Here is a 20,051-nt window from a genome sequence, read left to right on the forward strand (position 1 = left end):
CAGCAAAAATATCAGACGGTATTGTCATGTTGTCTCTCCATAAAAAGGACAACAACCCAATGGGAAATTGTCCCATTGGGTTTAAGTTTATTGATTAAGCATTCAGTAACTTCTTCGCTAACGCGACCTCGATACTGTCACCATCAGAGTTAAGAGCATCTAAGCCATTATCTGGCATATCACCAGAAGTCGATTGAGTCACAGCAATCTTCTTGGCCATTAATTCCAAACAAGTCATTTGTGCCGTATTGTTGTAACCTAAAAATGTCACATCAACATCATCACTCTGCCCTATTCGCCAACTGCGCCGAGCAGCTTGCATCAACGTGTAAACGTTATAACCGGTTTGCATAAAGATAATTGATGGAAATTCCAACAAATCTAGTCCTGTTTTGACCAGTTCAGGATTACAGATTATACAATCAACACCTCTATCAACTTGCTCCAATATCCAGTCCTCCCGATCTTCCGTTTTCACAGAAGCACGCATCACTGCCGCCTTTATACCACTTGGTTGCAATAATGATTTTAATCGAGTGGCAGTATCGCGTTTACCGGTATATGCGGTATACACAAGTGTGCGCCGCCCTTTGGCTTTATTACTATTCACCATTTCAATAAGCCGTTCCTCTTTTGGCGTCGGGCGTTCATCATCAAATAGTGAAGGCACAAAGGCCAACGTTTCTCGTGTTCGTGGATGCAATACGTTTTCAGCCCTAAAACAACAATCTGGCCAAGCTAAAAGGACGTTCATCACCACACCTAATAACGTGGTATCTCCCGCCCTTAACGCTTTTCGTAACCGTTCTAAAAGCGTTGTTTCCAATGCGCTATATCTTTCTGCCATGTCAGCATCGAGATCAACACCATCAAAAAACTCCTCATAAGCCGGTAAAATATTGCCTCCAATATCTTTAAGTTTAAGAAAAGCCGTATATGGCAATACGTATCGAGCAACACCTAATGGACCAAATCCAGGAGCGCGTGTTTGACTCACCCGAATGTTTTTACCCTTAGCTGTTTTATGATTATCCTCACTGGATACCTTCATTATCTCTTTGATAATGCCGTGTTCTTGTGAAAATGCCATCGCAGCACTGCCTAAACGTCCATTGTGGTAAGTGTAACCATCTTTCATCATGATATTGGGCATACAACGCCACAGTAGATAAAACAAATCTTCTGCATAACCGCCCATTAATGTGCCAGTCAGGAGTAACGTTTGTTTCGTGCAAGACGCTAAGACTTGCATCGCCTGTCCTTGCGCCGAACCACCGTTCTTATACTCATGTGCCTCATCAATCACCATTAGATCAAAAAAGCCTTTTGGTAAATATCGCTTAATGAATTCACTCGCTTGGTAATCACCTTGGCCAAACGCAAATTGGGTTTTAGCCAACTTACGCTCAATACGCTCAGCTTGTCTGTCATTAAATACAAACTCACCCTCAGCATCGATAAGATTTACAAGTTCGTAAATATTATCCGTAAGTGCTTCAGCCATATTGTTAACCCCAAAGGCGTCTATAAGCCTTGCAGCAGTGGCTTCTCCTATCGTCGGCAACGTCATTAACGATCGTTTTACCGTACCATCTAATGAACCATCAATCCGTTTACGATGTAGCGTCCATAAAGGACTTTTACATTGCTGACACCAAAGCTGATTATCTTGAGGAAAGTTAGCCGATGTAAAAGCATAACCTTCTTCATCTTTCACCTCTGAAAAACAGTCAGGACAAACTACATGGTTAGCCCAGCCGTATTGTGGATCATCAATGTCTCTACTAAGTAATGTCCGCTTACGTTTAATCTTAAACGCAACCTTCCAGTTATATCCCATTCGCATCCTGACACGGCCTAGAATGAAATACTCGGGTCCGTCATGTTCTGTGGCTATTGCTCGGATCTTCAATAGTGATAACAACGTATCTGGACCATTTAATATCCACACTTTTGCATTATCGACTGTATCCAAGATTTCACGGCGCCACTTGTAAACTAAATGCGGTGGGGATAACACCAGTATACGGTGAGCTTTACGCTCAGCATGTAACACTGCCGTAACGGCGATCGCCATCATCGTCTTGCCAGTGCCCATCTCTGCATTAATAATCGCAGCAGGGGCATTGTCATCCACCAATAAACTCGATACCGCTTGTACTACCTCTGCTTGTGCCTCAAAAGGGACTCGCTTAAGGCTTTGCATAACCATATCTCTATCGATACAAGCATGTTGGTAACGAGCTGGATAAGCGTTCTCCACGTTTGCTAATAGTCCAGAACCAAAATCATGTATGAAATCCGTTAAAGAAACAGTGTTCTTTGAGGTTTGAACTTCAGACTCTTCGGTAACAAGATGAGTTAATATTGCCTCAGTCATAGCACTTCCTCCGATTGATTGCTGTACGAAGGTTGTAGCGAATGACCTTGTAATGTCAGAGAGCGATCTTTTATTGCCTCAGCGATAATGGATTCAATTACATCTGGTTCAAGTTTGATTTGATAACCAAACACTCCCCAACTGGTTAGCGCTTTAACACAATGGCTTAATAACTCTGCAAGAACATCTTTCCATTCATCAAGCAATGGCAGATGGCACAGATTTTTAACCAGGGGCCATAGCGCATCCCAATTCAAAGTATGTTGACTCAATACCAACGCTTCTTGACTGCCATGCGGTGTTTTCATTAATGTCGGTAGCATTAACCAGGTATGCACCCATTCTCCGACAGGGGTATATTTGGGTAATCGTGTGCTTAATTTTTTCATGTCAGTGACACGATTAAAATTAAGTAGTTGTGTATCACCATTCGGTAACTTCACAAACCTATCGCGATAACCCCCTTGGCTAACAGGTAAGGTTAATGCTGCGAAAAAATGTTGCATTTCACCATCTCTGGCCCATAACGATAGAAAAATGATGTCGTTATTTTCGTCCATCACAAATGCATCAATATACAGACCACCATTGAGTGCGATAAGCGGTGTTGTTTGTGGTAAATATTGCATAGAGCCTTATCCTTAAATATGAATAAGCCCCGTGCATAGGGGCCTATTGCCCCTAATGGGAAGTGAATTATTGAATAACGATAATGTCACCAAAAGTATCACCTTCAGTGATATCAATTGCGCGAATTGTCGGTATAAATTGGTCTATTCGAGTGGTTATAGTGTTGATTTCATCCATAGTGGTAACCGTTCGCTGCACTTTTTGAGTGCCCCCCTTAACCAACAAATGTTTGCTACCATCATTGCTAACTACATGACCTGATATCTGTCCCGCCGCTAATGCTAGGGATAAATGCCAGGGCGAAAGTTTACGTAAAGGACTCGGTATCGTGTGATGACAAGCTTGTGAAAACACGCTGCCAAAACGCTGCCATAAACCTTTATGAGTGAAAAAAACATCACCCAGTAATGCCTTATCCGGACTAACAACTTCGAATCGAAATGGCGTTGTCGATATCGCGGGTACTTGGTATGGTTCAGTGACGGGTGACGTCGGTAATATTGCCGCTTTGCTAATACTCTGACCGATATTAACTAATAGATCTCGATGCCTATCTCTAATAAGCCTGAGTTCTTCCCCATTCATATCGCGTTTAACGCCCATAATAACCACTTGATTGAAGCGATCTGTTGCGGCTGAATAAACACGGATATCACCGATGTTTCTGGCTAAATAATGACAGAAACCAGGGCTAAGACTGGGAAAGGGCACAACTAAAGCAACAACCCCTTCTTTGCGTAAAAAGCCCAAACAGCGACGTGTAAACTGTATTTCTAATCGATTCATGCCTTTGTCAGCTTGAGCTAAATTGTCTGAAACAACATCCCCATATGGGGGATTAAGAAACAGAAAACTCATGCTATTACTGCCAACTACACAGTCAAAAGTATTGACATTAAGTACATGTTCGAGCTGCTGGGCCGCAATGGTTGCGCGTTCTTTATTAAGCTCAATGCCATAACAACTCATCGGATTAATAAAGCGCTTACGCAGGAATTGCAATGCAGCACCGTCACCACAGCAAGGGTCAATCGCGCGGATGTAACCAGCAGGTACGGTGAGTAAACAGGCTATCCCCTGGAGGGTCTCCTCATCCGTTGGGTAATAACCGTCTTTTAAATAATTATGTGCTACGCGTGGGTGCATAATTGCCATAAGCAATCCTCCAAACACGGCACTTCCCCACAGGAAGCCCCGTGGGTTATTAATGTTAATTTATGGTTTAAGCATCAATTTGCTTAATCCAAATTTTCTCCTGGGGTTTAAATTCCCATACTCGTTTTCCATCAAGGAACTGCCCTTTCAAGTAATTTATCTGCAGTCGCATTTGTTCACGATTGGTTGGGTCAAGCTTTACGGCATTACCTAATGGCCAGAGATCACCGAAAATTAATTCAGCGCTATGGGGTTCAAGAGGTATTGCAGCTTCTGTTTGAACTAACGAGTTATCTACTAATGGTTCGCTCAATGGAGATGGATGTTGTTCAGCACGTTCTTCCGTTAGTGGATCAACATTCATCGGCTCATCGATTTCAACAGGACGTTCATCAAAGTTATCAAGCCAAATTTGCGAGACTTCAGCTCTGGTTTCGATGGTAAATCGATGCCCTAATTGATAACTTCCTGAATAAATCCGCTTAATTGCAAATGTGCCGTGGTATACACCTTCTGAATATTCTTCAAGCAGCGCATCTTTTACGGTGAATCTACCGATATCGAGCTCAAGTTGAGCAACATTGAATAGACCAAAGCGCCCAGAGATAGTTTTAATCGTTAATGTGCCTGGAACTTGTAACATAAGAACTCCAAAAATAATGAAGATCTTTCCACCGGAAAAGATCTTCCGGTTAGGGATACTAAGTACTAGCAAGGGTAAAATGTCTGTATTAAGACCGAGGTGAAGGGTACTCCAATCAGCCTAAGCTGAACGCGACACATTTCATGGAGCCATTTAAGGCGTACTGCCGTGTGCTTCACACTGTAAGTCAGTGAGCAACTTTATTACACAAAATAGCTTACCATTTTGAATTGAATTAGGAAATAGGAAAAATTTCTACTGGTTAGTAGGAGTATGTTCATGGAATTTAATGCGTTGAACTTTTGCTTAAACAGTTAATAACTATTTGTTTTTAAAAGATATAAAGTAATTGTATTTAATGGATTTTACTTTTGAATTATTTGCCATTAATCGCCCAATCTCAAAAGCCGCAGCAGCACGCCACTAATGTTCTTTTTCATCTTTATACTAATTACCTCAATAAGTGCTTATTCTTTCAAAAAAGTGGCACTTATTGATAACTTAGTTAGATGATTTTTTTCCAAAATCCCGTAGTACTTTCTTAACACACTCAATATTTTAGGGTTTTCAAGTGCTCCTAAATGAGAAGGCCCGAGACTGCAATTCAGCAATATCGGGCCATAGGTCTTTCGCTTTATGCTAAGGAACTGGCACCGCGACAAAGGCGGGAGAAGAACCGTCAGCTAGCTACACTCCAAACAATAGACAAAAAACTTGGTGTTGTCTACTTGCTGTCGTGGGTGCGTTTTCTCCACTTCGTGAACAATATGGCTTTCTAATAGTCGCAGGCCTTACGATTGCTAAATGTGATTGATAAGAAGCGGATTGAGTGCGTTCTGCCTTAGTACAGCAAATTAAAGGTCAGTAAAGGCCACTGTGAGTGGCCTTTATTTTTTACTAATATGGAAAATATGCCGTTATAAACGAACAAAAGATGACGCTAAAAATCGGCGTCACAGTCAAAGATTAACTCTATTCTTCTTGCATTATCTGTTGGATCAATATTTTAATTTTTTCGCGTTTTTCAGCATTTATTCGAGATAGCGTTATTGTTGATTTGTGTGGAGAATCATCATGATAACGAATGAATTCATTGTTTTTCTCACCGCTGAACAAGGCTATTGGTTCCACACTTTTTTTCTGACGACCAACTTTAGCTTGCTTCTTTTTCAGCACAGATTCTAAGCAAGAGAACACTAAGATTTTATGTTCTTCTATGTTTTGACATTCAGAGATTTTACTTTCAATGAGTTCATAAGTTTCTAGAACAAAATCTTCAATGCCATCTTCATTTAACGCTTTAATTGACCTATTAATTTTGATTAAACGTTGACTGTCAGCAGCAGAGTTTATCTCGTCTTTGTTAAGAAAGAGAGTGTATAACCTGTCATCGACGTTATATGCATTGACATAACGAGACAGGGTAGCCTCTGAAATTCCTTCTCCCTCTGCAAATTGTTTTTGAGTCAGATCTGTTTCAGCCATTTTTAACGAGTAAAATTTACCCCATTCAAAATCTGTAAATTTTTTCTTTTTATCCGATAAATCAACTATCTCTTTTGCTTCACGTTTTGTTAATTGTTGGTCTGACACCTCAACGGAATAACTACAATCCTTCAAAATCGCAGCAGCCCTACGCCGTGAACCATCAACAATCAAAATATGATTATCAGTATCGGAATACCCAATTGCTGGATATAACTGCATTGCAGCAATTGTAGGTAAAATATCGGACAGAGATTTTTCATTCAGCCAGGATTGCTCTCTAATATTTGAGCTATCAATACGTGTGAACTTCTGTATATCCTCTTTACCATTAAAAATATGTAACTTGAGTGTAATTACCCGCCCACTTGATAGTGTTAATGTGCGTTGTTGAGGTGCGATTAAGTGGTTATTTTCTTCTAAGGGCTGAGAAGTCCCTGTCGCTAATGCTTCACTACGTTTGCGTAATCGGTCTTGTAGTGCTGTTTTACCTGACATAATTACTGTTCCCCTTTATGGTATATCACCATCATATCTATCAGTTCTTTTGCCCATTCAGATGCTTTTATGTATGAACGATTAAACGCATCAGTGCTGCCTGTATAATTTTTTCTTATCATTGAAAAAATGGTTGTCGAACTGTCAGTGCAGCGCTCAAAAGCGTCTTCGGCAGGTAAGGGGTGTTTGAGTACAAATTGATGTCCAAAAATATTGTATAACTCTGAGACTGCTCCTTGATAAATATCTTGATCGTGCTGACGCTTATTCGACACATCCTTTGATATGTAGGCGCTGATAAACTTCAACTTCTCACACTGATAACCATCAGAAATCATCTGTTCGATGACAATGGGTAAACGTTCTACAAAGCGAACCGTTGAGTCCCAATTATAAAAAGTAGGTGGAACGGGAATGAAAATGCCATCTGCCGCAGCAATGCAATTTTTCATCACTTTATCCATATGTGGACCTGCGTCCAAAAAGATAAAATCATAATCTTTAGCCAGATTTTTTATGACGCGATGATGCAATAGTGTGAAGTATGGCTGACCTTCTGTTATGTCGAGATCGTCCAGCTCATCAGCTAAGAATCCATCCAAAGTGCCACAGGGTAAAATATCCAGATTTGTAATTGATGTTTTCTTTACCCCAGATAACAACAGTTCATCACGAGACAATCCCTTCGAAGCCATGGCCAGAACTGACGTTAGATCACTATCAGAAATTTCATAGCCAGGCAGAACTTGTTGAGTGCTTGTGCCTTGTGGGTCTAAATCAATGATCAATACTCGAACCTGTTGCATAAGGTATTTATCAAGTAAAATCAATGCTTCCGCGAGCATGTTTGTGCCTAGTGATTTTCCAACACCGCCTTTAAGGTTTTGCAGAATTGCGACAAAGGCATTTAGTCCTTTATCTCTGTAACGAGTGACACCCAGATAATCTCCAACCTTCCAGCAATCCTCAATGGATAATTGATACTGACCTGAAGCTGTTCGAGGGAATATCACACCCTCGGTTTCTTGTTGCAGCATGATCTCTTTCAATGTGTTCATTGCGATCGGTTTGTTCGTAAATTTTAATAATCGATGCAATTCACGTTGTGAATATGTTTGTTTTGAAACTTCATTTTTTACATCTTTTTGAACATCTGAACGAAATTGACGAGAGCTTGTAGCGCGAGATCCCATTGCAATAAGGGCATTGTAATCCATGGTAGTTCTCCTAATTATTTTGAATAATGCTAACTGATTCATTTTTTTGAGTCAATTCCGAAATTGTGAATCATTGATGTTTTTTTGATTATGTCTGTTTACAAGTGGCTAAATAGGGCATAAACTGAAAATCAATGGAATTTAAGGCATTAAATTGCGAGTGAAATACAAGTAAATTGGCTTTAAAAATATGAGTTTACACCTTCTTTATTTATTGGATTAGTTTAGGTGATTTTGATGAAAGCATTCCTAAAACGCTGGCACGCTGAGTTCAAAAAGGACCGAGAAATCAGACAAAGTACGCTTCTACCAACGATGTCGATAGAAGCGTATGTGAATACATTTCATGATTTAAACCAAGAGCCTGCGTCTAAGAACCCGCTGTCCTATTTTAAAGGTGGTGGGGGAGAATGGCGTGACGATGCTGGTAACCCCGATCCTAATGGTCCTTGGTTTTATTAATTTTATTTTTTGAGTTGTTCAATTCCTTTTGATGTGGTGCTCTTGATAGTATTTAACCCATCATTAAATCCGCTCCCCAAGCTTGTCATTTGATAGCCTGCAAAACCGATAACGCTCAGCCATAGTGCTGGCACAACTACGTACAGTATTAACAACACGACTTTGATGATTTCAGAGTCCAATGCATTCATGGCGCTCGCGCCATATGAGATAGGATCGGTTATGTTGAAGTCGTGACCGCTATACATTGCCGATAACAATTTAGACTCGAGAGAACGACACCACTCCCACCAAAACGTAAAGAACTGAACCCCAAAATAGGCAACGGTTACCGTGATCAATACTCGCCATTGGTATAATGCTAAGGGTAAAATTAATGGGATTGAAATGATGATCACGCTCGTCAGTAACGCTTGAAAAATGGGAAGCGCTTCCTTAACAATAAAGAACACCGGCTCCATAAATACGCGCCCCGCAATTAAGCCTGCCCCCCCTGCAGTACTGCCCCACATTTCTGATATGAATTTTTCGCCACTCTTATCGATCACCGCACCATAGCCTCGCGTTGTTCGCCCTGTTGCGTTGATATTCTCAGTGCTCAATGCTCTGCGAATCAGCATGTCCTTACGGCCTTCAGCAGTGATTTCACCTTTAAATAGCTCATCGAACCAGCCTTGTGGTTGCATCACGTCAGCGTAGATTTCGGGAGAATTTTGCTGGATTTCTTTGGCTAGGCGATTACGGAGGCCATATTGACTGTCCTGCCACCATTCATAACAGCTTGGATAGGCATGGGTTGATGCCTCGGCTTTGCCTAAACGTACTGCCCAATTTTCGTTGTAAGCTGCATCACGCACAGCGTTATATGGAAATGTTGGGACGGGTTCTAATGATGAGATCCCTCTATACGTGGTGTGTACTGCTGCGGGATTATTTGACATAAAATACTTATCCCCCAACCATAGAGCGTGGTCAAAGTCTTTATCTGCCACACTTTGGGTTTGATAGGACTCTCTTACCATTGACGATTTTGCATTCGCAAAACATTGCTCATAAAACTGTTGGGTTTCTTGCTGTAAAGCTGGGGAATTAATGCTGACTTCACTCAACTTTAACTGTGAACGAGTGACGTCATAAGAGCAAGGGATTGACGCAACTGATGCATTGGTAATGCCGATTGATAGGCCGTGGATCAGTTTCCACCAAGAGGGCACTTTGGCAGTTTCTCCGCCCAATGATTCAAAGGCATTGTCCCAACTGGTCCCTGTGTCACTCCCAGGTTTAGTTGATGCGACACCACATTGTTCACTGCGAACGTTATTGTAGGTAAGTGTCTCCAGTCTCAACGATTGACTGGGCACCATTGCAAAAATATAAGCCGCGATAGCCAATACCAGCCCTACAGCACTACGATTGAGAGACAACAATCCTTTATTACCCTCATCTTCCCCTTCGCGCATTGCTTCTGTCATGGTGTTAAAGACAATGACAGCCAGAGGCAAAACCAACAGGTTAGCACTCGACAATAAGTAAAAGATTTTGTTGGAGATAACCCAAGCTTGCAACGTTAAAAATAACGTCAAATAGTCATTTACTACCATAGTAACCCCTCTGCTGCAGCCTGATGTAACGTTGATAAATGACCTTCATAACACGTCGCGAAAATAGCCACGATGAGCGGGATATAACGATGTTGTCGGAAGTAATAGTAAAATGCGATATAACCCAACAGACGCAGACCAATCATGTACCATGCATACGGCAGCGGCGTGAGGTTATTTTCAGGGATTGCTGCTGCTCCAAGGCTTAGCAACATCATCGCCGTGATAAAAAGGAACGTTGACAGTAAAACGAGGCCACTCTTTTTAATAAATTGACGCCAGATTGCCTTATTCGTTTGTTTGTTCATTGGCTAGCTCCAAACTTACCACCTTCAAACGATGAGTTGACCTTGGGTGCATCTGGGCTCATCTGACGGTCTGCGTACTGCTTACGCGAAATCACTTCATCAATGATATTGCTGGAAAATTGTTGCCTGACAGTTGCTTCAAACCTCAATAATTCAATGTCTTGCTCGAGCAGTGCGATTGATTTATCAATGTCAGCGAGTGCCACTTTGTTTTGAGCAATGTAGGTCTCTTTCTTGCCCGCAATTAACGCTCTACGCGCTAAGAGTGCTTTATCGATAGTTTGCACTAATGCCACTTCAGATATCACTCGTTGCTCAATAATCTCCCGGGCAGGATCGACTTTCAGTGCTTGAATAAATGATGGCGGGAACGAAGGCGTGCCATTTTTACTCACCATGGCTTTTTGCAGTTCTTGCTCAATTGCGATCGTTTGTTTGGCCACTTCCGCACTTAACCCAATACCGGCAATAGCACCTTCTTTGCTTTTGTCGGTGCCAGTCTGGGTAACGACATCACCAATCACACCAGTAACCCATTCAGTGAGTTCTTCTTTGGTTTCCCAATAACGATATAAGCCTTCTTTTTTGGGTTTTGACTGACCTTCTGTCAATATTTCGAATCCTGCAATTGCAGTATCTGTTGTGATCCGAATAGGCTGCTGATTACGTCCTCCTGCCGGAACGCCACTTCGCCAAACCACCCCTGAATTACCTTTGTCCTGCTCAGCGTCTTTCTTAGCTTGGACGGCATCACCTTTCTTTGCTGCAGTAGTCCAGGCATTGGCTTGGCTGAGTTGTGCCCACTCGCTTGAGCCTAAGCCGTCACCCATCCATTTCGTCATGTCTTCACAGGAACTTTTAGCATTGTCGAAATCAAATTTACTTTGCAAAACACCATTTGTGAGTAAATCGTATAAGCCAGGATCTTGTTTCTGAATAAAATAACCAGGGAGATACATCACTGCAGACGTTGCATTTTGTAAGACGCTACCCATCATGTCTTGAAAACCATCTGTAATACCATTTAACTGATTTTTTACCGTCAATTCGGGATCTAAATTGCCACATTGCAAGTTCATGTCCCAATTAACACCAATGGTTTTTTGTTTAACACGCTGCTCTCTTGCTGGCGCTGAAATGACGTTACCTCCACCTATGGTGTAATAAATTAAATCCGTTTGTGCGTGACTAGGTACACTCATTGGTACCAACGTAAAGGCTATAACGCAGACTAAAAATCGCTCTTTCATTGAATTTTCCTTTTTAATTGCCAAAGTGGGCGATTAGCATCGTCCCTTTGCGCTCACAACCACGGTAAGTGCGCCACACTGCCCAAACATATTCTCCGCTGTCACTCATTCGGTCGGTGAATGGATCGGTTATTGACGTACTATCATCAATATCAGGCCAAACACCGGCTTTCATTTGGAGCTTGGGATAGAGAGGTTGCCATGCTGTCTCGCTGTTATTCGGTTCAACAGCTTCTGGCGGCCAATAGCCTAGTTTCTTACTAGCGATCAATGACTGATAGACGCGGCTTTGCATCGGTCTTGTCACAATGTGAGCGGCTTTAAATGCGGCTAAGGCTGCGGATTTATAGGGGTGTTTTTGGACTGAGAATCCACCACGAGGATAGATGTTGCCCCAGTTACCTAGTCGATTTGAAAGCGGGTTCCAACTGGACATATTTAACACGTCAGGAATATTGAATCGCCATCCTAGTGTATCGAGACTGGATAAGTAGTAAGGCATAAACGGAGTGGCGGGGCCCTTCAGTGAATACCCAAAACTAGATAACATTTCAAAAAATGTTCCCTCGGCAGGGTGACCGATAATATCGGTGTTCTGAAACGTGACAGTTGTGCTGTCCAATAATGCGGGGCTTTTAGCGTGACTATTGCCTCCGCCTCGTGCTGAAGAATTAGCTGGTGACATCCAAGCGGTTATGTCCCAAGGTGCTTTCCCTGTTTCTTGATAACTCATTGCTATCATGTCTGGTAATCGGTGTTTAACTTTGATTGATTGGTTTGTTTTGCAGCCAACAGGAGTGCATGTCATCCATAAACAGCCGCCTATAACTTGGTAATCAATACAATCGGGACAAAGGCTGCTCTGCAATATTTCAGCAGTATTGATATTGCCAGCATAACTGTAGTTGATTGAGATGAAACCCATCATGAACAATGAAACGCGTAACCGACGTTGAGTAGTTGTCACCAGCCTTCTCCTTGGTAGTGAACCCTCGAATCCTCTATGGATTGTGCTTTTAATAATGCCGCTTCGAGCGCTGTACAGCCGTGTTCATCCATGAAGTCTTTACGCTTCTTTTTTGCCTCGCCGTCAGTCTCACCCAGAGCAAGATAAAGGGCAGGGGGGATAATGGTAAATCGGGCTAAAAGACTATCGTCCATACCCATTACCACGCCTTCTTTGAACTTATGCTTTTCAGATGTCATTGAGCGTATGAGATCTAATTTGTTATCACTCAGTTTCTTGAAGTCTTGTAGCGTGTTGAGTTCATCTTCACTCATGTTAAGCAAAACCCACCATTCGGCATTGTTAAGCATTTTTCGTGAAACACTGGGGAAGTCTGCGAGATCTTGTGTTGCCAACCAAAACCATGCTGAGAGTTTTCGCCACATTTTGACGATCTTCGTTGCATAAGGAGCGAGTAAAAGGTTGGTTGATATGAGATGGGCTTCATCGGTTAAGCAGACGATGGGGACGCCTTTATATTGATCGCGCTCTGCAATACCGTTGATGCGGTTGATTAACGAGATATAAGCCGTGGCCATCTGGGCTTCATACCCGTTCTTAGCATAAATACCTAAATCAATAATGGTCACATCGGCCTCTGGCCATGCTTCTCCTTCACCATTAAAAATTTTTCCTTCCATCCCTTCACAGAAGAAGGCCATCGAATCGCTCATCATACGTGCGCGTTGTTGACGTTCTGGCGGATAAGTATCCTCGGTTGAAAAGGCTAATAACGCTTCTCTTACATGAGTAGGGCGCACCATGACATTATTGGCTTGGCATGTATTGGCGGCATTGACTAATGCTTGACGTACCATTGAGCTATCAGCACGTCTGTAATCGTCTATTTCGCGTTGCTCACCACCGGTGATCATCATTCTGGCCATGATCTCTAATTCACCGAGAATATCGCGCTCTTCATTGTCATCATCATTATCGTTTAAGCGTTCTGGCAGTAATGCTGCATCACTGGTGACGTGAGGAACGTCCACTCCAGCAAGGTGTTTTGCATCGGAAAAAGGGGCGAGTGATGTATTGCAACCAGGCTTTAACGACACTTTATTCACGGTTAATCCGTGTTTACGACAGTAGTCAGCCAATAATCCAAATGAATCACCGGCTTCAATGATGAACAATCTTGGCCGATGAATGGCAAGTAAACGCAAACAGATACCCACTAACGTCGCCGATTTTCCTGAGCCAGAAGGACCAAATAGGTTTAAATGCGCGTTAGATCTAAAATCAGTCAGCGGGTCAAAGCTGAGAGGCTCACCTCCTCGATTAAAAAACGTGAGCGTGTCTGCGCCGGTTCCGACGCTACGACCGAAAAGTGGTGACAGACGTAGCATATCTTCAAGCCACACAAAGCCACAATACCAGTATTTGCTATCAAATTGCGGTTGATAGTTCATCGGTAACCACCGAAAAAAAGCATCTAGTGGTGCGATTTGAGTGCTGTTATCAACAAATTTTGCGCCGAGGCCTTTGGTGTCAAATATTGATCGCAATACTTCAGTATGGCTCTCGATTTCTTCAACACTTTTTCCTTGCAAATAAATGGCTATTTGACCACGCCATAGCGCATTTTTATTCAGTTGTTTATCCATTTCATCGCATTGCTCGCGGCAAGCCACAGTTTCAGCTTCTCCGCCCACCGCAGATTTTTTTATTTCAGCGATACGCTCTCTACCAGCTTGAGTTGACTGAGGGACAAGGGTCATTGTAAACATGCTGCCAGGCGGCAAATCATCAAAGAGCACTTGCTTGTCAGCATCTTGCTGACGGTCATCTCCGACCTCACCAAATATTCGTCCTGTTAAAAACGATTCACTGCTCCAACTGTCCAGCTCCACAACCCGCGTTGCCACGCGCTCATTCTGAGTGTTTTTGAACCACCACAGGCCGTTTTCGACATCTGCAGTGACATGGCTTTGCAATAATCGCTCTGAGTAATCACGATCAATTATGGAGAAACGTTCTCGATGACTCAGTTCTTCACGGTGACAGGCAGGATTTAAAAAAGGCGCAAGCCAGTTAAACACTTCTTTGCCACTGGCTCGGCTAATACCAACACCATGATCTGACATTGAAGAAGGGTTAAGCAGGTAGCGCTGCAGTGAGGCTAACTGCTTACGATTTTTTATTACTTCTGATTTACCCGTGTTCGTGGGTAACCAGCGATAAACCGCCATAAACACTTGTCGAGAGCGACCACGCCAAGCACGGTTTTTGGAGCTGAAAATGCCTTGCTCACGGCCAATCAATGCAAAATGCTTTGCATCTTCATTGAGTACCGCTTGGCTAAACGCATCATCGATACGCACTTTTTCTTGCAACCTTGGCATCAGATTGGATAAATCATCAATGTCTCTGGCAAATAATTGGATGATCCACGGGTTATCTTCATCAGCTTTCTTCCCCACGGTCACAAAGGCATTGGTTAGATTGCTTAAAATGGTATTAAGCCCAAGTTGGTGTTTATCCTCGGTCGATACCGGTGTGATAGCAAAAAATGCGCCTACGGACTGCCCATCTTCTAACTCTGAGACGCCATTTTTGTCTACTTCGCACCAAGGTAGCTTCGCTGCAAAGGAAGGCGGTACGCTATAGTCTATTTCAGGCGCAGTGAGCCCTTGATTCGGATTGAAAAAACGTGTCACCTTCTGGCTTAGTTGAGACAGCATTATTGTTCTCCTACTGGCATTCTGGCTTTTTGATCGCTAGGCGTGGCGTAATGTACGCGCTCATAAAGGGGAAATACCGTGCTGTATCCAGGGACTGGCATCGCTCCGGTGCGGTGCGGGTAGACATAAAACACCACATCTGGATTAGGTAAGCGCGGAAATTGATTAAAGACCTCACGGTAACTATTGCGGGTATAGTCAGCTTGGCGTTTTGCCAGAGTATCAGGTGACAATTCGCGGCGTAGAGAGGCGCGCTGTTGCAATACTTCATCATTTGCCCCCGCCCCCATTTTTTGCTCCCATACGGTTTTGACATTGGTGTCAGGTTGGGGAAGGGTTGATTGTTGGCTCGTAGAACAAGCGGATAAAAAACTGACTACAAGTGTCAGTAATACTAAATTAATCCAATACATAAGTGCCTCCAGTTACTTCTGTTGGGTAACGAACTTTTCGAGGGGTGACGGGTTTGTCAATGTGTAATGTACGACCGAGATGGACGGATATGGGCGTACCAGGCGGGGTATAAATGGCATCAAATGTGCTGGCCATACGCTCTTTTATCCAAGTGTTCACATTTTCCACGCTACCGGCTGCAGCATTGGCCAGTGCATACTTGCTGGCATCACCGGTAACAGAAGAACTACCACCACCGTTGTCTGATATTGAGGTTGTCGTTTGGGCGGCGGCAGCTGCACTGGCTGCTGCGCTGACGCCATCAAGTACACCCATCATCGTGAGGTAACTGGGGGCATTGGTTATTTTGATGCCGTTAAGACAAGGATTGCCATTAGGATCTGCGAGGAAACCGAGTTGCATCGACGTTGTTACTGCGTTGCCGTCAAAATCACTACTTAAACCATCAACTGCTTCCGGTATAGAGATGACACTGCCGTCTTCCATGATGAAATCGAATGATTCTACTGAACCGCGCACACAGGAGAGATTCCAGTCGCCGGTGACAGTACCCGTAGCGATAGCACCTTTAACCTCGGGTAACATGAAGCCGTTGGCCATTAAGTTCTCTTTACCGATAATCAATGAAAATGGGTAAGGGGAGGTGACTTTGCCGTTGACGGGGATACGACCGATTAAGGCGGTTAATGATACGGAATCACTTAGGACAGAGCCACGCACTAAGGTGTATACCGGTGTTGGCTTTTCTTCAAATACGGCAGCATTTTTCTGTGCATCTAATCGAGCTTGTCTCGCTAAATTACGTTGATATGCCTCGTTCATCCCAGGCGTAGTTAAGACTCCTTTGTCATCGATTTTTGCATCTATGGGATTGAGCCACACTAATCCATCACTGCTCACAGGAGCAGACGGTAAATGGCTTATTGCACCATTACCAAGCCCCAGTTCGTCATAGAGATTGTCTTGTGCTAAATCGACTGGCTTATTGATCCCAATCACATCGGTACGCTTTTTTAAGTCTCCGACTTCTTTATCAAACTTAATTTGTAGATCAGCTAACCCCGTGTTGAGTCGTTCCTGTAATGATTCCGCGGCGGATTTGCTTTGTTGTTGCTGCGCATCTAATCGCGCTTTGAGCGCGGCATTTTCATCTTTTTGCGCTTTGAGCGTAATCGCGAGCGTACGCAGAGTGTTGTCGGGCGTATCAGCCGTTAATCCTAGGGTTTCCTTCAAGGTTTTCGCATCGGCATCACTTAATGTTACGGGGGCTGTATTGGTATTTGCCTCAGCTTCTGTGTTCGATTTCTCATTTTCATTTGGCTTGAGAATGCTGATTATGACCACGAAAAATAACGCAGCCAGTAACACTAAAATCAACTTATTTTTATTGGTCATGGGTGGCTCCTTTTGGCATGGGAGCTGGCGGTAACGAGTCAGCGAGCGTACCTTTTGACACTAAAAATGCGGTACTAATTGCACTATCAGTTCCTGCGGGGCCTAGATCAGGAAAGGCAAAAGTGGTTCCGTAAAGCGCTGCAGTCACCTGCCTTGGATCAAGTGTCAACGTATCGTTATTTCTATGGGTTAATGTCACTGCTGTGACGGTATATCCCCCCAACGACCATGCCGCCACGGGTTTAGCGTTAACAGGCCACAAAGGAAATGCTTGTGCTTGAATATCGGGTGCAATTTGCATCGTGGCGCGACTGACACCAGGCAAGGGTTCTATTGCATGAGAAGGGCTATATATATTTTGGTAGGCGTACCTAACTAATAGCGTTGGAATAGGCATGGTTACGCGATTAACATGTTGCGTTAACGCGTCCTGTGTTGCCTGTTTTTCATTAGCCGCCGCTTCTTCATTCGTTGTGACAATATCAACTTGATTGGCTGTAGTGATGCCTTCTTGAGCTCGTACATCGATGAGCATGCGCAACCCGTCTCGTAAGCGTTCAACTTGTAAGCGTTGTGATTCAAATGACTTATTGGCGGTGATGTAAATGGTGCCTCGCAGAGAATCAATATTGGCAGATTGATAGAGTGCAGAGGGCACACCAACACGCACATCTCCATCAAAGGACAACAACATTTCTTTGCCGACGGGTAATGAGATGGAAATTGGTACGCCGTCCCACACCACAGCCCGAGTATGCGCGGCCTCTGTTGCGGGATTGGCTAATAACGGTGTCGCCAGCATCATTGAAAGCGTGAGCAATATCATCCGTTTCATTGTTTTTCTGCTCCAGATTGTTGGGTGACGTTAATTTCACGCGCTACACCATCAAAACAGTCGATAGCCAGCCCCCAAGGGTTATTGTTTACATCGACGTCATACCTGACAACGCGCAGTGGCCAACGGGCTAAAGAGGACTTCACTTCGGTGCCTTTAACGTATTCTTTAAGCTGCAAATCGGCATTGACTGTCCAGCTATCTTGGCTGTGAGTGATAACGCGATCATCAGTAAAACCCCTTCCAGGTACTTCAAATAAGGCACGTTCGCGACCTGTTAGCTCGCCTTTGCGGCTTTTGGTCTCATAATCTCTCGCTAAAATTCCACGACATTGCGGGGTGATATACCATTTGTAAGTGTGTAAGTTATTTTGATAATCATCTGCGCCATTGGTCGGCCAACGATTAATTTGGCTGAACATACGGACACCAAAGGCGTATACATTGGGAGCAGGCACTTCCCACCACACGCGTGTTGAGCCGGCACGTAAGTCTGGTGGTGTATGAACCGTGATTTCTTGTGCTGAGTTGTACCAACCGATAGCGATAAATACGCAAACCGTACCCAGCACCCCAACAGCAAAGCGCAAAGAACTAATGTGTGCATCGCGGTTTTTTAACGCATTGCGAAATGGACTTTTCATGGCAAAACCTCGAGAGTGTTATCTACAATGCCTAAATACAGATAGCCCTCAAACTGCGCGGCCTGAAACAACATAAACGTTGCATCTGGCCCAAAAAATAGCTCCATTTCATCCGTAGCAATCTCACTGAAAACAACCACTTCACGTTGTTGTAATGCCAAAACTTCCATTACGCCCACATAACGCTCTGGTGTCTCATTAGTACGATAGAGTGATGCGTGATAGGGCAGGTCATTAAATGTCACGTCACACTCACCGATGAGTTCACCGGTGAAGCGAATATCACTGAGATGCTGAAAGGATTGAGTCAAAAGATATAATTTCATTACTTCACCTCTCGACCGATTTGAGTAATGTATTCCACATCAATCGCGGCAAGTAATTTTCGTGTATGTGTTGATACTCTAAAAAAACGAGCAATATCTTGTTTATTTTTGGTGACAAGGACTCTACAGGTGTGACTAGGGAATTTGGCTGCATTTCTATCGCGAAAGGTTTCAACTACTACCCACTCGCCAGAGCCTTGCGCTTCATAGATTTCTTGTAAAATATCGGTGAATGCAGTGTCCCGTTGACGGAAATCAGTTTTGTGTTGGCTGCGAACCTGTTCAGTCATGGGAAAGTCTGCATAAGCACGCAGCCAGCCGACTAATTTGATGATGTCATCCCCGTTTGTGGGGAATATTTCAAATACGCTTGCAGCAGGCTGTCCTGCAACATTGGCGACCATATGATTAGTCATGGGATTTGTCCTTTTTATTGTGGTAGCACCCCGATGAAACGATGTACTTTTTTGGGTAAAGCGCATAATCAAACCGCTGATATAACCAGCCAACGGGTTTGCCAGTGCGCCATTTGATAATGCGGTCAGTGATTTGCTTGGGAAGCCACAGAATGATAGATAACCCTGCTAGACTCCCCAAAAGTAAGGGGGTAAAGCTTTGTATTAGTAGGGATGCAGCGGCACTCAGGGCAGTACTGATAATGGTCGAAATAACCGTCAGCAATAACACTTCAGGAATACTTAAGCCCTTAAGGAATGACGGGTGCTCGTTGAGGAAATGAGCACTCTTCATTACGCTTTCTCCAGTAATTGCAAACAGAAGTTCACGCCCCAGATGCTCAGCAAAATTAGCACTGCCCCAATAACACCATCAGTAATGAGATCGCTTTTTTCTTTTTTCTGATTTCGTACTTCTTGAAATACGCCCCATAAGTGAATGAAGTAATAACCTACGGATGCAGCTAATGCTATCCCACCACCATAGAGAACAACGTCATAGGAGTATGCGAAAAATGTTTTGAGAATATTCTCATCATCGCCTCCTTTCGTTGGTTCCTGGTTGCCTGGTATCTTGGCGAGTGCGGGGGTTACGGTAAATACGCAAGCTGATACCAATGCCACAAGATGAGTTTTGCATCGAGTCAAAAATGGGAATGTCAT

20 protein-coding genes are annotated in these 20,051 nt (G+C 43.5%); 1 reads left to right on the top strand and 19 read right to left on the bottom strand.

Features of this window, described 5'->3' with window-relative positions:
* Window positions 1-94 precede the first annotated feature (94 nt).
* The 6 genes from AAA952_RS14120 to AAA952_RS14145 all read right to left on the bottom strand — a co-directional run bounded on the left by AAA952_RS14120 (window position 95) and on the right by AAA952_RS14145 (window position 8,008).
* On the bottom strand, window positions 95-2,380 hold the full coding sequence (locus AAA952_RS14120) for an SNF2-related protein (RefSeq protein ID WP_338257912.1): 2,286 nt from the start codon (window positions 2,378-2,380) through the stop codon (window positions 95-97).
* A complete protein-coding gene (locus tag AAA952_RS14125; protein ID WP_014620993.1) occupies window positions 2,377-3,009 on the bottom strand; it encodes a hypothetical protein in 633 nt (210 codons plus the stop codon). The genes AAA952_RS14120 and AAA952_RS14125 overlap by 4 nt, the downstream gene beginning before the upstream one ends.
* A 67-nt stretch (window positions 3,010-3,076) precedes the next feature.
* Window positions 3,077-4,165, bottom strand: a complete 1,089-nt coding sequence (locus AAA952_RS14130) for a DUF6094 domain-containing protein (RefSeq protein WP_014620992.1) — start codon at window positions 4,163-4,165, stop codon at window positions 3,077-3,079.
* 67 nt (window positions 4,166-4,232) lie between these two features.
* Window positions 4,233-4,808: a DUF3275 family protein gene (locus AAA952_RS14135; protein ID WP_173248926.1), complete on the bottom strand. Its 576-nt coding sequence runs from the start codon at window positions 4,806-4,808 to the stop codon at window positions 4,233-4,235.
* A gap of 972 nt (window positions 4,809-5,780) precedes the next feature.
* Window positions 5,781-6,791: a plasmid partitioning protein B gene (locus AAA952_RS14140; protein ID WP_338257918.1), complete on the bottom strand. Its 1,011-nt coding sequence runs from the start codon at window positions 6,789-6,791 to the stop codon at window positions 5,781-5,783.
* Between the two features lie 2 nt (window positions 6,792-6,793).
* On the bottom strand, window positions 6,794-8,008 hold the full coding sequence (locus AAA952_RS14145; protein ID WP_014620989.1) for a ParA family protein: 1,215 nt from the start codon (window positions 8,006-8,008) through the stop codon (window positions 6,794-6,796).
* 333 nt (window positions 8,009-8,341) lie between these two features.
* Here AAA952_RS14145 and AAA952_RS14150 point away from each other — a divergent pair, with 333 nt between their 5' ends.
* Window positions 8,342-8,470, top strand: coding sequence for a hypothetical protein (locus AAA952_RS14150; protein ID WP_338257920.1), 129 nt, complete (start codon window positions 8,342-8,344; stop codon window positions 8,468-8,470).
* A gap of 2 nt (window positions 8,471-8,472) precedes the next feature.
* Here AAA952_RS14150 and AAA952_RS14155 read toward each other — a convergent pair whose 3' ends face one another.
* Genes AAA952_RS14155 through AAA952_RS14215 form a run of 13 tightly spaced genes read right to left on the bottom strand, consistent with a single transcriptional unit; the run spans window position 8,473 to window position 20,051 of the window.
* Window positions 8,473-10,071, bottom strand: coding sequence for a conjugal transfer protein TraG N-terminal domain-containing protein (locus tag AAA952_RS14155; RefSeq protein ID WP_338257922.1), 1,599 nt, complete (start codon window positions 10,069-10,071; stop codon window positions 8,473-8,475).
* Complete coding sequence (locus tag AAA952_RS14160; protein ID WP_338257924.1) at window positions 10,065-10,379, bottom strand: hypothetical protein; 315 nt, start codon at window positions 10,377-10,379, stop codon at window positions 10,065-10,067. Before AAA952_RS14160 ends, AAA952_RS14155 begins: the two co-directional genes overlap by 7 nt.
* Window positions 10,376-11,629 carry an integrating conjugative element protein gene (locus AAA952_RS14165; protein WP_338257925.1) on the bottom strand — a complete coding sequence of 418 codons (1,254 nt, stop codon included), beginning with the start codon at window positions 11,627-11,629 and terminating at the stop codon, window positions 10,376-10,378. The genes AAA952_RS14160 and AAA952_RS14165 overlap by 4 nt, the downstream gene beginning before the upstream one ends.
* Before the next feature lie 13 nt (window positions 11,630-11,642).
* Complete coding sequence (locus AAA952_RS14170) at window positions 11,643-12,596, bottom strand: TIGR03756 family integrating conjugative element protein (RefSeq protein WP_338257928.1); 954 nt, start codon at window positions 12,594-12,596, stop codon at window positions 11,643-11,645.
* Window positions 12,593-15,319, bottom strand: a complete 2,727-nt coding sequence (locus tag AAA952_RS14175; RefSeq protein WP_338257930.1) for a conjugative transfer ATPase — start codon at window positions 15,317-15,319, stop codon at window positions 12,593-12,595. Before AAA952_RS14175 ends, AAA952_RS14170 begins: the two co-directional genes overlap by 4 nt.
* Entirely contained in the window at window positions 15,319-15,732 is a 414-nt protein-coding gene (locus AAA952_RS14180) for a TIGR03751 family conjugal transfer lipoprotein (RefSeq protein ID WP_014620982.1), read from the bottom strand. The genes AAA952_RS14175 and AAA952_RS14180 overlap by 1 nt, the downstream gene beginning before the upstream one ends.
* Window positions 15,719-17,128 carry a TIGR03752 family integrating conjugative element protein gene (locus AAA952_RS14185; protein ID WP_338257932.1) on the bottom strand — a complete coding sequence of 470 codons (1,410 nt, stop codon included), beginning with the start codon at window positions 17,126-17,128 and terminating at the stop codon, window positions 15,719-15,721. The genes AAA952_RS14180 and AAA952_RS14185 overlap by 14 nt, the downstream gene beginning before the upstream one ends.
* Window positions 17,118-17,963 carry a TIGR03749 family integrating conjugative element protein gene (locus tag AAA952_RS14190; protein ID WP_338257934.1) on the bottom strand — a complete coding sequence of 282 codons (846 nt, stop codon included), beginning with the start codon at window positions 17,961-17,963 and terminating at the stop codon, window positions 17,118-17,120. Before AAA952_RS14190 ends, AAA952_RS14185 begins: the two co-directional genes overlap by 11 nt.
* Window positions 17,960-18,607, bottom strand: coding sequence for a PFL_4703 family integrating conjugative element protein (locus tag AAA952_RS14195; RefSeq protein ID WP_014620979.1), 648 nt, complete (start codon window positions 18,605-18,607; stop codon window positions 17,960-17,962). The genes AAA952_RS14190 and AAA952_RS14195 overlap by 4 nt, the downstream gene beginning before the upstream one ends.
* The gene (locus tag AAA952_RS14200; RefSeq protein WP_014620978.1) at window positions 18,604-18,933 is read right to left on the bottom strand and encodes a hypothetical protein; all 330 of its coding nucleotides are present in this window, start codon (window positions 18,931-18,933) and stop codon (window positions 18,604-18,606) included. The genes AAA952_RS14195 and AAA952_RS14200 overlap by 4 nt, the downstream gene beginning before the upstream one ends.
* Window positions 18,933-19,349 carry a hypothetical protein gene (locus AAA952_RS14205; protein ID WP_131524900.1) on the bottom strand — a complete coding sequence of 139 codons (417 nt, stop codon included), beginning with the start codon at window positions 19,347-19,349 and terminating at the stop codon, window positions 18,933-18,935. Before AAA952_RS14205 ends, AAA952_RS14200 begins: the two co-directional genes overlap by 1 nt.
* A complete protein-coding gene (locus AAA952_RS14210; protein WP_338257939.1) occupies window positions 19,342-19,683 on the bottom strand; it encodes a DUF3487 family protein in 342 nt (113 codons plus the stop codon). The genes AAA952_RS14205 and AAA952_RS14210 overlap by 8 nt, the downstream gene beginning before the upstream one ends.
* Entirely contained in the window at window positions 19,683-20,051 is a 369-nt protein-coding gene (locus AAA952_RS14215; protein ID WP_173248942.1) for a DUF2976 domain-containing protein, read from the bottom strand. The genes AAA952_RS14210 and AAA952_RS14215 overlap by 1 nt, the downstream gene beginning before the upstream one ends.

Origin of the sequence: Shewanella sp. M-Br (assembly GCF_036245925.1) — a bacterium.
In the GTDB taxonomy this organism is placed as follows: Bacteria; Pseudomonadota; Gammaproteobacteria; order Enterobacterales; family Shewanellaceae; genus Shewanella; species Shewanella oncorhynchi.